This is a genomic window from Bacillus sp. TH13 (assembly GCF_016651175.1).
GTDB classification, from domain to species: Bacteria; Bacillota; Bacilli; order Bacillales; family Bacillaceae_G; genus Bacillus_A; species Bacillus_A thuringiensis_S.
The window spans coordinates 4,193,241-4,208,586 of the sequence record NZ_JAEKEJ010000025.1 but is presented as its reverse complement, the minus strand read 5'-3'; the positions used below and the strand labels follow the sequence as shown (position 1 = coordinate 4,208,586).

Below are 15,346 nucleotides of genomic sequence, written 5' to 3'. Positions count from 1 at the left end.
TGACAACGCTCCTTTCTAATTTGTCTGTACACCCCATGTTTCGATAGCGAGTAGCACAGACGCAAGAATTGGTTCATACATACTACCCGCTTCTTTTAATTGAACATGTAATGCTTGTATATTTTCCGTGTATTTACTCATAATTGGTTCACTGTCTTGCTCATTTGCATTTGCAAAAAACTCAAGTAAAAGTGGTAAATAGTCAGGTAGTTCTTTATCTGTTACGCTAAAACCTGATTTTTTATAATGTTGTTTTAACTCTAGTAATTCAATACCTCTTTCTCTTTGTTCACCAGTGTTCATATAAGTAAGATACATATTTGTTTTCTTCCCAAAATCGAATGTATATACGTAACTATCAATGAGTTGATCATTCGTTTTATCTAGCGCTTGCTTTATAAAGCCTGTAAGTGACGCTTTAACGTCTTCCTGTTCTATTGTTTCAACCTCTTCTTGCAATTCAGTTAAAGCTTCTCTCCACCCTAGTTCGGGATAGGAGAGAAGAAAAGAAGAACAAGAAAAAGCTGTTTGTAAACTTTGTTTCATAATTTTCTGCCCCCTTTATTTAAGAAATTGTCATACAAGAGCCTGGACCACCTGTGAATGATAAACCACAGCTTCCTTGTTCGCTATATAAATCTGCCACTTGTTCACGGTGAGATGTCGGAATAACGAAGCGATCTTTATATTTCGCGATGGCAAGAAGACGATACATATCTTCTACATCCTGTTTCGTTAAACCAAGTTCTTTTAATACAGCTTCATTTGGCTCTTTATTAATTTGAAGTGCTCTCATATGCGTTCGCATAACAGCCATTTTCTTCAATGTAAGACGAATGTGTGATTCATCCCCCGCAGTGAGTAAATTCGCTAAATATTGAATTGGAATACGCATATTATCAATAGCAGGGAAAATCTCTTCTGCTTGCCAGTTACTACCTTTTCCCTCCACCATATTCATAATCGGGCTAAGCGGCGGGATATACCAAACCATTGGCATTGTACGATACTCTGGGTGAAGAGGTAGAGCAATTTTCCAATCGATAATCATTTTATAAATTGGCGATTGTTGCGCCGCTTTAATCCATTCTTTAGGAATTCCTTGTTTTTTCGCTTCAGCTGCCACTTCTGGATCATTTGGATCTAGAAAAACAGTAAGCTGAGATTCATATAAATCTTTTTCGTCTTCAACAGAAGCTGCTTCTTTTACTTTGTCAGCGTCATATAGCATTACCCCAATATACCGAATACGTCCTACACATGTTTCCGAACAAATCGTTGGCATACCCGCTTCAATACGTGGGAAACACATTGTACATTTTTCAGCTTTATTCGTTTGCCAGTTAAAATACACTTTTTTATATGGACAAGATGATACGCAGAATCTCCATGCGCGACATGCATTTTGATCGACAAGAACAATCCCATCTTCTTCACGTTTATACATCGCACCAGATGGACAAGATGATACGCACGAGGGATTCATACAATGTTCGCATATGCGTGGTAAATACATCATAAAGACGTTTTCAAAATCTGTTTTAATTTCTTCTTCCATTTTCTTTACGTTCGGATCTTGCAATCCTGTTATATGTCCGCCTGCTAAATCATCTTCCCAGTTTGGACCCCATTCAATTTTGTCGATAAATTCGCCTGTAATTGCTGATTTCGGACGAGCAACTGGTTGATGCTTACGTTGCGGACTATTTGTTAACGTTTCATAATCATAATTCCAAGGTTCAAAATAATCATCAATTGTTGGTTGATCTGGATTGTGGAAAATGTTCATAAGACGTTTCATTTTCGAACCAGATTTCAGCTGAATTTCACCATTTTTCAATTCCCAACCGCCTTTATATTTCTCCTGATCTTCCCATTGTTTCGGATAACCAATTCCAGGCTTCGTTTCTACGTTATTGAAGTACATATATTCAGCACCTGGACGATTTGTCCAGGTGTTTTTGCACGTTACGCTACAAGTATGGCAGCCGATGCATTTATCTAGATTCATTATCATTCCGACTTGTGCTTTAATCTTCAAGCCAATCTACCTCCTTCAGTTTGCGAATTACAACGTTTAAGTCACGCTGGTTCCCAGTCGGACCGTAATAGTTAAATCCATAACTTAATTGACCATATCCACCAATCATATGTGTCGGTTTTACGTGAATTCGAGTTGGACTATTATGCGTTCCCCCGCGGTTACTTGTTAATTTCGTACCAGGTACGTTAATGTGACGATCTTGTGCATGGTGCATAAACGCCATTCCTCTCGGTATACGATGCGTTACAACAGCACGGGCTACAACAACACCGTTACGATTAAAGCACTCAATCCAATCATTATCTGCTACACCAGCTTCTTCAGCATCCTCTTTATTCATCCAAACAGTTGGACCACCTCTAAACAGCGTTAACATCGGTAATGAATCGAAATACATACTATGAATGGACCACTTATTATGCGGCGTTAAATAATTTAACGTAATCTCTTTTCCTTCTACTTCAGGTCGTGATTTACGGAACGGTTTATGTTGCAGAATCGGTTTAAACGTTGCCATCGTTTCACCAAATTCTTTCATCATGTCATGATCTAAGTAGAAAGATTGTCGTCCAGTGATTGTTCTCCAAGGGATGAGGCGTTCCACATTTGTTGTAAACGGTGAGTAACGACGTCCACCTTTTTCAGAACCTGTAAAGGCCGGAGAAGTAATTACTGTTTTTGGCTGCGCTGTAATTTGTTCAAATGTGAAGCATTCTTCTTCACGTTCTTCTGCTAAATCACGTAATTTTAAATCCGTTTGTTTTTCAAGTGCTTCCCATGCTTTTACAGCCATATGACCATTTGTTGTAGAAGAAAGTGTTAATACCGCTTCAGCAGCATTGATTGCTTCTTTTATGTCTGGGCAACCTTTTGCAATAGAATCCGTTCGAACAACTCCTAATCGGCTCTTTAATTGCTCATACTCTTTTTCTGCGGACCAAGAAATCCCTTTCGTACCAATCGGTTGTTTTCCCGCATTTGGTCCTAGCGAAGTCATTTTGTCATAAATTGTTTTATAATCTCTTTCAACAACATGAATTTGTGGCATTGTTTTACCTGGTATTGGCTCACACTCACCTTTGCTCCAATCTTTAATCTTGCCAAGTGGTTGCGCTAATTCTTGCGGTGTATCGTGAAGAAGTGGCGTTGCAACAACTTCTTTCATTGGTTCAAGATCAATTTTCTTCGCTAAATCTGACACAGCTTTAGAAAGTGAAGTGAAAATATCCCAGTCAGAGCGCGCTTCCCACGGTGAACCGATTGCTGGATTAAATGGATGCACAAATGGATGCATATCTGTACTACTTAAATCATGTTTTTCGTACCAAGTTGAAGCAGGTAAGACGATATCAGAATAAAGCGCTGTTCCAGCCATACGGAAATCTAAGTTAATGAGTAAATCTAACTTCCCTTCTGGTGCTTCTTCATGCCATTTAATTTCTTCTGGTCGTAATGAATCACTATCGTCATTCATTAACCCGTTTGTTGTACCTAATAAATGTTTTAAGAAATATTCGTGTCCTTTACCAGAACTTGAAATTAAGTTCGCACGCCATACGAATAAGTTGCGCGGGAAGTTGTTTTTGTTATCTGGATCTTCAATCGCAAATTTTAGTCCTTTTTCTTTTAATCTTTGTGCAACATATTTTCCGATTTCTTCTTGCGTTGTTGCACCAGCAGCAACAGCTTCTTTATATAATTCAATCCCATTTTTCTCGAATGTCGGATACGAAGGTAGCCAGCCAAGTCGTGCCGCTAATACGTTGTAATCACCGTGATGTTGATAACGAGAGTTGCCTTCTACTGGTGATGCTAGATGTCCAACCGGTGTATCTTCATAGCGCCATTGATCTGTTACGAAATAGAAGAAAGATGTACCATTTTGTAATTTCGGTGGCCCTTGCCAATCTTTTGCCATCGCGATTGTTTGCCATCCTTCTGCTGGTCGTAATTTTTCTTGCCCAACATAATGCGCCCATCCCCCGCCGTTTACTCCTTGTGCTCCAACTAGAAGAACAAGATTTAAAACTGCGCGATAAATCGTATCAGAATTAAACCAATGGTTAATACCAGCTCCAACAATAATCATCGAGCGACCATTTGTATCAACGGCATTTTGTGCGAACTCACGAGCGATTTGAATAATTAGTTCTCGTTTCACTCCTGTCATTTTCTCTTGCCATGCAGGTGTAAACGGTACATCATCATTGAAGTCTTTCGGCTCTTGTCCGCCAAGCCCTCGGTTCACGCCGTAATTTGCTAACGTTAAGTCGTATACAGTTGTAACGAACACTTCGCCTTCTTCTGTCATAACCTTTTTCACTGGAATTGTACGTTCTAATACTTTGTTTCCATCATCAGAGAAGTACGGAATTTGTACAGTTCCAATCGATTCTTCCATTCCAAGTAAAGAAAGACGTGGGTCAATCTTTTCACCTGTTTCTTCATCTTCTAAACGCAAGTTCCATTTCTTTTCGTTATCCCAACGTGAGCCCATTGTGCCTTGAGGTGTTGCAAAATCATTCGTATTCTCGTTCCAAAGAACAGGCTTCCATTCTCCTAACTTCGTTTCGCGTCCAATATCAGAAGCGTTTAAGAAACGATCAGCAACGAATTGATCTCCTTTTTGTTTCAATGTGACAAAGAAAGGAAAATCAGTATATTGCTTCGCATACTTTGTGAAATATTCCACTTGATTATCTACGTAAAACTCTTGTAAGATCACATGCCCCATTGCCATCGCAAGTGCACCATCTGTACCTTGTTTTACACTAATCCAATCATCGGCAAACTTTGTAGATTCAGCGAAGTCAGGACTGACAGAAACGACTTTCGTTCCTTTATATCGAACCTCTGCTAAAAAGTGAGCATCTGGTGTTCTCGTCATCGGTACATTTGAACCCCATGTCATAATGTAACCAGAGTTATACCAGTCACTACTTTCTGGTACATCTGTTTGATCGCCCCAAATTTGAGGAGAAGCTGGTGGTAAATCTGCGTACCAATCATAGAAACTAAGCATTGGCCCGCCCATAAGTTGCATAAAACGACTACCAGCAGCATGACTTAACATCGACATAGCTGGAATTGGTGAAAAACCAACATTTCGGTCTGGACCGTATTTCATTACTGTGTAGAGTAATGAAGCAGAAACAAGTTGTAACACTTCATCCCAATTCGCACGAATGAATCCCCCTTTACCACGTGCCTGCTTATACTTGCGTGCTTTTTCAGGGTTTTCCACAATGCTTTTCCAAGCATCTAGTGGTGACTTGTTATTTTGTAATTCCTCTTGCCACATACTCCAAAGAACACCACGTACATACGGATATTTCACACGAAGTGGACTATAAATATACCAAGAAAAACTCGCTCCACGCGGACATCCTCGTGGTTCAAAATCAGGCATATCTGGACCTGTAGTTGGATAGTTAAGCTCCTGTCCTTCCCAAGTTACGATTCCATCTTTCACATATATATTCCAGCTACATGAACCAGTACAGTTCACACCATGTGTAGAACGAATTACTTTATCATGCTGCCAACGCTTTCTGTACACATTCTCCCATTCACGATCTTCATATGTTTCTTGAGTATGATTATCGTTATAACGATCTATTGGTGAAAAATATTTTAAACGTCTCATTAGTGCTGAAGGTTTCTTCTTCATACTGTTCACTCCTTTAATACGTCTCTCTTACATACCCTTACTATAAGAGAGGTTGTAAAATACAGATGTGACATTTCGCACAGTTCAAGAGATTGTCAAAAATTCAGTAGAAAATAAGTTTGTGAGAAAATCTTTTATTCCGTTTTGAAGGGTTATGATTAATCGTGATTATTAGGAGAATGGTATTTTGAGGTATCGACTATTTTGCAAAAGAAAAACGCAGGAGAAATTCCTACGTTTTTCTTTATAAATATATAAAAAAGAGTTTTGATATTATTTCAAAACTGCCATAAGAAAGAGTTTAGAAATTGTATATAAGGAATTTTTTCTTTAACAATACTATTTTATATCCAGACATATTTTACATAAAACTACAAATCATTATTTACTGTATTGCCCTTAGTTACGGAAACAATTATACTAGATGTAATCGAAATAAATATTCTGAATATTCTTAGAATTAATGACAAAATTTTTACTACCTGCAAATATAATTATAAATTTGTCCACTAAATAGATTAGAAAACGATAATAAAATTAGGAGGATTACGATGCCCCAGCTTGATTCATTACATCCCACTGTAGAAAAAATAATCAATAATATTGAAAAAATAATGGTCGGAAAACGAAAAGAAACAATCTTAGCTTTGACAGCTCTCTTAGCTGAAGGTCATGTGCTATTAGAAGATGTTCCTGGTGTCGGCAAAACAATACTAGTACGTGCTCTTTCTAAATCCATTGATGCGGATTACAAGCGAATTCAATTTACACCTGATTTACTGCCATCAGATGTAACAGGAGTTTCTATTTATAATCCGAAAGAGCTCCAATTTGAGTTCAAGCCTGGACCAATTATGGGGAATTTTGTACTTGCTGATGAAATTAATCGTACATCTCCTAAGACACAATCTGCTTTACTTGAATGTATGGAAGAAGGCAATATTACAATAGATGGCATTACAAGGCCTTTACCAAAGCCGTTCTTTGTCATGGCTACACAAAATCCGGTCGAATATGAAGGAACATATTCTCTACCAGAAGCTCAGCTCGATCGTTTCTTATTGAAACTAAAAATGGGATATCCTACACCAGAAGAAGAATTTGAAATTTTAAACCGGATGGAAAAAACAAATCCACTCTCTCAATTACAGGCCATTACTACAATAGAAGAATTACTTTATTTACAACAAAGCGTACGGGTAGTAAGTATGGACAAAGCAATTAAGCATTACATTGTAAAGCTTGTTAATCAGACTCGTACGTATAGCTCTATACAGCTAGGAGCAAGTCCACGTGGCTCAATTGCTTTAATGAAAGCTTCACAAGCTTATGCATTTATCCATGGCAGAAATTATGTTATTCCAGACGATGTTAAATTTTTAGCTCCTTACGTTTTAGCGCATAGGCTCATTCTAAAAATGGAAGCAAAATTTGAAGGGATAACAGGAGAACAAGTTATCGCAAAAATCGTTGCACGAACTACCGTGCCGACTCAAAGGACGATGAACCCTTGATGAAACAAATGCTGCGAGCGCTATATCACGTTATGAAGTTATTGCTACTCCCTTTATGCCTAGTCTTAACATTTGTGTACGCTATGTTTCAAGGAGGGTTTGTAAGTTGGTTTTTATTTTACAGCACAATTCCCATTGCTCTTTATTCACTACTACTCCCCTTCTACGCTTTACGGGACGCTGAAGTAAAACGAACAACAAACCAAAATGGATATGTAGTAGGAGAACAATTTGTAAGCACGATTACAATAAAAAGAAAATTTCCTTTTCCCTTACTTTATTTAGTTATAGAAGATGAACTGCCACCACAATTTATAAGTTGTAAACAAACAAAGATGAATAAGGTAGTACTCTTCCCAGGATTGAAACGAAATATTTCGTTTCAATATGTTATTGACACAATCCCTAGAGGCGAGCACACTTTTTCAAGCGTCCGTGTCAAAACTGGCGATTTATTCGGCATGATGGAGAAAGAAGTAACTTTTTCAGTTCCAGATACATTTTTAGTCTATCCCCAGTATGTAGATATAGCGTATCGACAATTGGAAAATCATTTCGAACAAGGAGCGCTTTCAGCAAATATAAATTCTGCAAAAGACTCTACAATCTCTGTCGGTGTCAGAGACTATAAACCTGGAGATCGCTTTTCATGGATTGATTGGAAAGCAACTGCACGAACAAACAATATTATGACAAAAGAGTTTGAACAACAGCGCAGCCATAATATCATGATATTCATAGACAGAACCGAGTCTCCTCTATTCGAATCAGTCGTCACATTTACTGCCTCTATCGTAAGGGCTGTCTTGAAACAAAATTCACCAGCATCATTCGTGTCTATCGGAAAAGAACAAACTATTTTCCCTTTAGATAATGGAGATACGCAGTTACAACAAATCCTTTGTCATTTAGCAAAAGTACAAGCAGACAGTGTATTCCCGCTCTCCCAAAGTGTAGAAATAGAACTAAGAAAAATTTATGAGCCCGTCACGGTTATACTCGTGACAAGTAATCTTTCTCCCGATATTCAAAAGGCGGCTGATTGTGCTGCTATAAGAAATAGAAAATGTATGATTTTTGTCGTGAAAGAAAAAGCGAATCAACTTTCACACCGAGAACTCAGTATATTAGAAACTCTAAAAAAACGACAAATATTTGTAAACACGGTTTATGAAAACCGGTATACAAACGTGTTTTTTGAGGTGAGCAAATGATAACATTACAAGCAAAATACAAGTGGGATACGAACAAATTCTTCATGCATGCATGTGTATTTCTTCTTTTACTAGAATGGATAAGACCTCTTATAGGTATTACAAATGTAGGTAGATTAGATATTTTCGTAACATTTATAGGAATTTGCTTCGCTCTCTCTTTTTTCAAACGAGGTGGCAGATTCCAATAAAAATTGTCACAGTCCTATTTATCATTCATTCCCTATATTATAAAAATGCTTTTATAAATCCATCTTGGCTAACAACACTCTTTTCTGATATGTCTCGAAATTCCTCCCTATTTTTCCAAGGGAATTTACTAGATATTTCTCCAGTTTTTCCGACGGTTTTATTTTTTCTCTCATTTTGGTTTTTGAGTTCTTTCACTTCATTTTGGATTATTCATAAAAAACGTGGGTTTTTATTTCTTGTATTGACTATTATTTATATCGCAACTTTTCATAACTTACATTTATACAATGCAAACTACGCTATTATTCGTACTGTTGTCATCGGCTTTTTTATGCTTAGTCTTCTTCAAGTAGAACGAATAAAAGAGCGCGAACACTTACAAAATTATGCTAGGGAAATCTCAAAATTACTTAGACCACTTACAATATTTATTGTATTATTAGCAACCATCGCATACTTTGCTCCAAAATTTGGCCCTCAATGGCCAAACCCAATGGATTTTTTAAAATTCAACACATCTGAAGCAAGTAAAGAACAAAAAGTTTCTACAATTGGGTATGGTTTAGATGACTCGCGATTAGGTGGTCCTTTTAAGGCGGATCCTACAATTGTTTTCACAGCACGAACGCAAAACAAACAATATTGGCGAGTAGAAACAAAAGATTTTTATACAGGAAAAGGCTGGGAAATTTCTGAAAATCCGAAAAAGGTTTCTTTTAAAAATAAAAACGACGTCGTAAGCTGGTACGAACAAAATACAAAAACGGAAACGACTGAGGCAACAATTACCATGCTAAAAAGTTATCCTCACCTTACCTATCCAGCAGGATTAGTATCAGTTGAGGCTTCTTCTGATGTATCATACAGTGTTAACTCGTTTTCAGAAAAAATTTATACAATGAATGGAGACTCTTCTACTACTTTACATTCGTATAAAGTAACATATGAGATCCCTGAGTTTTCCATAGAAAACTTGAAAGCTGTAAAAACAAATGAAGGTCAAGAAACAAATCCTTATTTTATGACAAAGTACACACAACTTCCCGAGTCATTACCACAGCGCGTAAAAGACTTGGCTGCCAATCTTACAAATGATAAAGACAACCGATATGATAAAGTATTAGCTATTGAAAATTACTTCACAGACAACTCTTTTACATACGAATCAACGAATGTCTTATTTCCTGCCAAAAGCCAAGATTATGTAGATCAATTCCTTTTCGATACAAAAAGCGGCTACTGTAATAATTTTTCGACGTCTATGATTGTACTACTTCGTTCTGCCGGGATTCCTGCTCGCTGGGTAAAAGGCTATACAGAAGGAACTCTTGACAATACACTTGCCTCTGCAGAAGGTGCGGATGTTTATACAATCACGAACGATAACGCACACTCTTGGGTCGAAGTATATTTCCCAGGATACGGATGGATTCCATTCGAACCAACAAAAGGATTTACCAATCCCTATAATTTTATAAATAATACGCCTGCTCCTATTTCACAAAATAGCGAAGCAAATAATTCTAATAACGAGCAAATACACCAACGAAATAATGAAGCAAAACTTAAAAGTTTAATAGAACATACAGAAGAAGCTTCTACTAAAAAGGTCACAAATTCTAAAACTAGTTTTTCTTGGTGGTACGTATTCCTCTCTACGATACTAATTAGTATTATGGGATACATTCTCTTCATCACTAGAATGAAATGGATGACATTTCTTATTATTCATTTCTATAGATACCGAAAAGATGATGCTGTTTATCAAAAAGCTTACGGTGCACTTTTAAAACAATTTGCGAGAATTGGCATACCACGGGGTGAAAGTCAAACATTCCGAGAATACGCTCTCCATATCGATACACTTTACAAATCGGCCGATATGCAACAACTTACTGCCAGTTATGAGAACGCTATGTATCAACAGGGGCAGGCTGCAGCAGAATGGAAGACATCCGTACACTTATGGGAAGTGCTTATGAAAAAAGCAGGTTCTCTACCTAAATCAGATGGCTTTGATACAGTTATTTAATCTTGAAAATGTGAGTTTAAAGAAAACGTCTCAAAGAACTACATTGTTCTTTGAGACGTTTTTTAATAAAGTGAAACTCCTAATTATTCTCCAAGTACCTTCTCAATCTCAACCTCTAAATCTACCGGCTTCGTCTGCGGCGCAAAACGCCCTACTACTTTCCCGTCTTTTCCGATTAAAAACTTCGTAAAATTCCATTTCACTGCTTTCATACCGAGTAAACCTGGTGCTTGTTCTGTCATGTATGTATATAAAGGATGAGCCTTATCACCTTTCACATCAACCTTTGCAAACATTGGGAAGTTTACACCGTAGTTTAATTCACAAAAACTAGTAATGTCCGCTTCTGTACCTGGTTCTTGTCCCCCGAATTGGTTACAAGGAAATCCGAGTATTTCGAGTCCTTGGTCTTTATATTTATCATACACCTCTTGTAATCCTTTATATTGCGGTGTGAAACCACATTTACTAGCTACATTTACAATAAGAAGTGCTTTTCCTTCGTAATCTTTTAACGATTTTTCTTCACCTGTAATTGTTTTAGCTGAAAAATCATAAACTGTCATTGTCTTTGCCCCTCTCTTCACTATCATTCTATGTTTATACTATACTACATTCGTGAATATACAGCTCTTATTACGTACTTATACGCTATAATGATAGCGCTTTATTTCCGTTCGGAAATTCGGCACAAACTACTAGACTTTTATGATGGAAAGTTTTACAATCGAAATGTGAACAAAATGTGACAGTTTATATTCCATTATAAAAGAAAAGGATGGTGTTCATTATGAAAACTGCACAACATGAAACGATTTCAAATCGCGAGTTTTATTTCGTACTATATATGATGTTATTGTATGTTACTGGCTGGGTAATCGATGTAAATGGTTTATTCTTAAGCTCCTACTTTAATTTAGCAGGAGAAATTATGCTTCCATTAGTTGGTGGGATTGTTGGACTGTTCATTATGTCTATTAATAAACAACAAACGAAATAATAGTATTACAAAAGGCAGAAGACGAGCTTTCGTTTTCTGCCTTTTTTCTATTTTAGCGTATAATAGAAACATGTAATATATAAGGAGTGGTAAATATGAAAAAAGTAGAGCAATTATCTTCTCACCTATATCTTATTGATGATTTCGATTTACAGCATAATGAACGAACAGGTACGTACGTTTTATTAGGTGACGATATTACTTTAATTGAAACTTGTGCAGCCCCTTCTCTTCCGTATATTTTAGACGGCTTACAACAATTACATATTGATTTAAACGAAGTTAAAAACATTATCGTTACACATGTTCATTTAGATCACGCCGGTGCTGCTGGTTTAATGATGGAAAAATGCCCAAATGCTACGTTATATGTGCATTCTCGTGGTGCTCGTCATATGATTGATCCAACAAAACTTATTTTAGGTGCAAAAGCTGTGTACAAAGAAGATTTCGATAAACTCTTTGATCCAATTCTTCCAATTGAAGAAGAACGTGTTCATATTGTACAACATGGTGATACGTTAAAAATTGCAGAAGACCGCATCCTTACATTTTATGATACACCAGGGCATGCGAAGCACCATATTAGCATTCACGATTCATTAACAAACGGGATTTTTACTGGCGATACAATTGGAATTTATTATAGAGAACTCGCAGACGTTGATGTAGAGTTATATCTACCATCAACGTCCCCTTCACAATTCCAACCAGATGCGATGATTGCTTCTAAAAATCACATTCAAAGCATGAATGTAGATACTATTTATTTCGGTCATTACGGCGCATCCTCTCATGTTACAGAAATATATAATCAACTGGAACATTGGCTACCTATTTTCGTTCATACTGGTAAGGAAGTCTTTGAACAGTATAATGATTTCGATGAAGCGACTAAAGCTTTACAAACTTTATTAATGGATAAAATCTCTTCTCATCTTACAAAGTTAAACGTTCCAGCAGATCATTCCGTTTATAACATTTTACATCTAGATATAGAAATTAGTGCGATGGGCATTATTGATTATTTCACGAAGCAAGAAAAAGCAAACTCCACTATTAACTAACAGTAAAAGAAGAGATATACAACAGTAGTTATTGTATATCTCTTCTTTTTTTGAATATATTTTGAGTAAAGGATGGTGGAATATAATGCAAAGAGTAATGCTATACCTCTGCTTCACATTATTTATCGTCTTATTATTATTTGTTGGAGTGAAGATTCAATTTTATTTAGATACAGACGCGCAAGTGAACTTTAACGTTTATCCAAGATTATTCTACTTTACACTCTTTCCTCTTTTGGTCGGCATTTTATTACGATTCCTTCAATCCATTAATCGCGAAACAAGTAAACAAAACTGGCGTTTTCAACCGGATAAGTTTATCGCTATTACAGTGCCTACAATATTAATTTCCTTTTCTCCAGCACTACTTTTCTCACCACTTGGCGAATACCTACCTTATTTAGCTAATGTTATTCTTATAAATACAACTTTTGTTACGATAATTAGTTTAATAGCTGGTTATTCACTATTAGATTGTTTTATACAAAAGGACAATGCAACGATGAAAAAATATAATTGAATGCTCTATTTAATCGTGCAAGTCAAGGATTGTACCTCCTTGGCTTGTTTTTAGAATAATTATATTCCTGTATAATACAGTTATCGACTAAAATTCGGAGGAATGATACAATGTTTTTTCAATTTTTTCTACTAGCAATCATTATGTCTTTTATTAGTGGTCGACTAATTGGTACAAAACTAAATCTTTTCAAACAAGCAAGTGCAGCAACTTTAGGTGTTTCACTTACGTCAGCTCTGTATTGGTTTTTATATTTACGCTATCAAGATGAATCGGTTGTCGGTGTTGATAGATATTTTTGGCTAGGAAGCTCATTAATTGTATCCATGCTTTGTTACCTAGTTTTTGAATTATTTGATCCTATTAGACGAGGCGAAATGGATGACGTAGTAACGGAAAGCCGAAATCCTATTTCAAAATTCTTCGCAAAGGTTGGTAGACAAAAAAGATATATGCGTGTCTCTTCTATTGCAATAAAACACGGAATGGGTAAATATTTAGCTTTAAAGCGCTCGCCAGAAGCAGATCGTAAGCTCGCCACTTCACTTCGAAATACACTAGAAGAATGCGGCGGTGTATTTATTAAATTCGGACAAGTTTTATCAACTCGCTCTGATTTATTACCACCTGCTTTTATTCACGAGTTATCAAACCTTCAGGAAAATGTAACGCGTTTATCACAAAAACAAGTTGAAGAAATATTAAAAAAGGAACTACATATACCAAAAGATGAAATTTTCAGCTCCTTTGAAATGGAACCGTTAGCTGCCGCCTCTATTGGCCAAGTACATAAAGCGAAGTTGAAAGAAAACGACCAGGATGTCGTCGTTAAACTACTACGTCCTAATATTTCTGAGACAATTAAACGTGACTTAGATATTTTAATTCATTTTTCTTTATGGATTTCCAACAAATCAACTTGGGCTAAAAATATCGGATTTCTTGATTTAGCACATGGCTTCTCCATCGCAATGAAAGAAGAAATTGATTTCAAAATTGAGGCTCGTAACTTCGAACAAGTGTCTGATTCACTAAAAAATAGCGAAACGAAAGTAAAAATACCGAAAGTATATAAAGAATACAGTAATTCAAAAATACTTGTGCTTGAATTTTTAGATGGAGTAAGTGTTAAAAGTGGGTCAGCATTATTAAATGAATTACAAATTGATACGAAAAAAGTACAACGACAACTCTTTGATTGTATTTTAGAGCAAATTTTCTTTAAAGGTATTTTCCATGCAGACCCTCATCCAGGTAATGTGTATATTCTTCGTGATGGCACACCTGCATTACTTGATTTCGGTTCCGTCGGGCGATTAGGAACACTACAACAAGATGCATTCAAGCGACTACTTATCGGCTTTGAGCGCAAAAATTCTTATGTCTTGCTTGATGGACTGCTTCAATTAGTTGAAAAGAAGCCAAATGTTGATAAAGAGGCATTAGAACAATCTATCAGTCAATTATTAATCCAAAGTACGTATGGTTCTACAAATGGTTCTGAAGAATTCATTCAGGGGCTATTTCAAATAATCGCTGAGTTTGAATTAGCATTTTATCCAATGGTTGCAGGGGCTTTCCGTTCTCTAATTACGCTAGAAGGAACGATGCTGCAACTAAATCCCGAATTCAATTTAATGGACGAAGCGAAACGCTTTGCGAAAGATCATGCAGCTAGTTTCATGTCAGTTAACAATTATTCTAGTTTAAAAGAAGCTGCAACAAACGAATTACTCGCTATGTTACCTGCCATGCGACGCATTCCTAGAAAACTAGATGATTTAAGTTCAAAACTAGAAAACGGAGAACTATCCGTTAAGGTTGGCTTTTTCTCTGACGAAACAAATGCATCGTTTATTACTACATTTATCTCACAATTCCTCATTGCATTTATTGGAACTGCATTTGGTGGGATTTCGGTAGGCGTATTGCATTTAGCAAACAGTGCGACAGAGCCAAATGATCAATTTTTAAGTGTCGTTGGTTACGGTGGTTTATTTATAAGTGCGATATTACTTGTAAGAGTCGCTATTCATGCGGTAAGGAAATTTAAGTAATAATAAAATGAGTATACAATCACGTAGATTGTATAC

General features: G+C 36.5%; 10 protein-coding genes and 1 pseudogene. 7 read left to right on the top strand and 4 right to left on the bottom strand.

Annotated features, from left to right (window positions below):
• Positions 1-15 precede the first annotated feature (15 nt).
• Genes narJ through JFU02_RS30105 form a run of 3 tightly spaced genes read right to left on the bottom strand, consistent with a single transcriptional unit; the run spans position 16 to position 5,714 of the window.
• Entirely contained in the window at positions 16-546 is a 531-nt protein-coding gene (gene narJ, locus JFU02_RS30115) for a nitrate reductase molybdenum cofactor assembly chaperone (RefSeq protein WP_000814227.1), read from the bottom strand.
• A 19-nt stretch (positions 547-565) separates the two neighbouring features.
• Positions 566-2,041, bottom strand: a complete 1,476-nt coding sequence (gene narH / locus JFU02_RS30110) for a nitrate reductase subunit beta (RefSeq protein WP_201072058.1) — start codon at positions 2,039-2,041, stop codon at positions 566-568.
• Positions 2,031-5,714: a nitrate reductase subunit alpha gene (locus JFU02_RS30105; RefSeq protein WP_000729101.1), complete on the bottom strand. Its 3,684-nt coding sequence runs from the start codon at positions 5,712-5,714 to the stop codon at positions 2,031-2,033. Before JFU02_RS30105 ends, narH begins: the two co-directional genes overlap by 11 nt.
• 551 nt (positions 5,715-6,265) lie before the next feature.
• On the opposite strand from JFU02_RS30105, the gene JFU02_RS30100 reads away from it, so the two are divergent.
• The 3 genes and pseudogenes from JFU02_RS30100 (at position 6,266) to JFU02_RS30090 (ending at position 10,666) form a co-directional block, all read left to right on the top strand.
• Positions 6,266-7,228 (top strand): AAA family ATPase, encoded by a 963-nt coding sequence (locus JFU02_RS30100; RefSeq protein WP_201072055.1) that lies wholly within the window; start codon positions 6,266-6,268, stop codon positions 7,226-7,228.
• The gene (locus JFU02_RS30095) at positions 7,228-8,442 is read left to right on the top strand and encodes a DUF58 domain-containing protein (protein ID WP_000812152.1); all 1,215 of its coding nucleotides are present in this window, start codon (positions 7,228-7,230) and stop codon (positions 8,440-8,442) included. Before JFU02_RS30100 ends, JFU02_RS30095 begins: the two co-directional genes overlap by 1 nt.
• Positions 8,439-10,666 (top strand): annotated as a pseudogene (locus tag JFU02_RS30090) (transglutaminase TgpA family protein). Before JFU02_RS30095 ends, JFU02_RS30090 begins: the two are co-directional and overlap by 4 nt.
• An 83-nt stretch (positions 10,667-10,749) precedes the next feature.
• On the opposite strand, the gene bsaA reads toward JFU02_RS30090, so the two are convergent.
• A complete protein-coding gene (bsaA, locus tag JFU02_RS30085; RefSeq protein WP_000219434.1) occupies positions 10,750-11,232 on the bottom strand; it encodes a glutathione peroxidase in 483 nt (160 codons plus the stop codon).
• Positions 11,233-11,456: 224 nt separating this feature from the next.
• On the opposite strand from bsaA, the gene JFU02_RS30080 reads away from it, so the two are divergent.
• The 4 genes from JFU02_RS30080 to JFU02_RS30065 all read left to right on the top strand — a co-directional run bounded on the left by JFU02_RS30080 (position 11,457) and on the right by JFU02_RS30065 (position 15,310).
• Positions 11,457-11,666, top strand: coding sequence for a DUF3925 domain-containing protein (locus JFU02_RS30080; RefSeq protein WP_000844984.1), 210 nt, complete (start codon positions 11,457-11,459; stop codon positions 11,664-11,666).
• A gap of 95 nt (positions 11,667-11,761) precedes the next feature.
• Positions 11,762-12,733 (top strand): MBL fold metallo-hydrolase, encoded by a 972-nt coding sequence (locus JFU02_RS30075; RefSeq protein WP_000754983.1) that lies wholly within the window; start codon positions 11,762-11,764, stop codon positions 12,731-12,733.
• Positions 12,734-12,818: 85 nt separating this feature from the next.
• Positions 12,819-13,253, top strand: coding sequence for a hypothetical protein (locus tag JFU02_RS30070; RefSeq protein WP_061666630.1), 435 nt, complete (start codon positions 12,819-12,821; stop codon positions 13,251-13,253).
• Positions 13,254-13,363: 110 nt separating this feature from the next.
• Positions 13,364-15,310 carry an ABC1 kinase family protein gene (locus tag JFU02_RS30065; protein ID WP_000465998.1) on the top strand — a complete coding sequence of 649 codons (1,947 nt, stop codon included), beginning with the start codon at positions 13,364-13,366 and terminating at the stop codon, positions 15,308-15,310.
• Positions 15,311-15,346: the final 36 nt, after the last annotated feature.

Coding starts and splice junctions, on each gene's coding strand:
- bsaA (WP_000219434.1), bottom strand. CDS start 11,232: ATGACAGTTTATGATTTTTCAGCTAAAACAATTACAGGTGAAGAAAAA.
- JFU02_RS30065 (WP_000465998.1), top strand. CDS start 13,364: ATGTTTTTTCAATTTTTTCTACTAGCAATCATTATGTCTTTTATTAGT.
- JFU02_RS30095 (WP_000812152.1), top strand. CDS start 7,228: ATGAAACAAATGCTGCGAGCGCTATATCACGTTATGAAGTTATTGCTA.
- JFU02_RS30070 (WP_061666630.1), top strand. CDS start 12,819: ATGCAAAGAGTAATGCTATACCTCTGCTTCACATTATTTATCGTCTTA.
- narJ (WP_000814227.1), bottom strand. CDS start 546: ATGAAACAAAGTTTACAAACAGCTTTTTCTTGTTCTTCTTTTCTTCTC.
- JFU02_RS30075 (WP_000754983.1), top strand. CDS start 11,762: ATGAAAAAAGTAGAGCAATTATCTTCTCACCTATATCTTATTGATGAT.
- JFU02_RS30105 (WP_000729101.1), bottom strand. CDS start 5,714: ATGAAGAAGAAACCTTCAGCACTAATGAGACGTTTAAAATATTTTTCA.
- JFU02_RS30080 (WP_000844984.1), top strand. CDS start 11,457: ATGAAAACTGCACAACATGAAACGATTTCAAATCGCGAGTTTTATTTC.
- JFU02_RS30100 (WP_201072055.1), top strand. CDS start 6,266: ATGCCCCAGCTTGATTCATTACATCCCACTGTAGAAAAAATAATCAAT.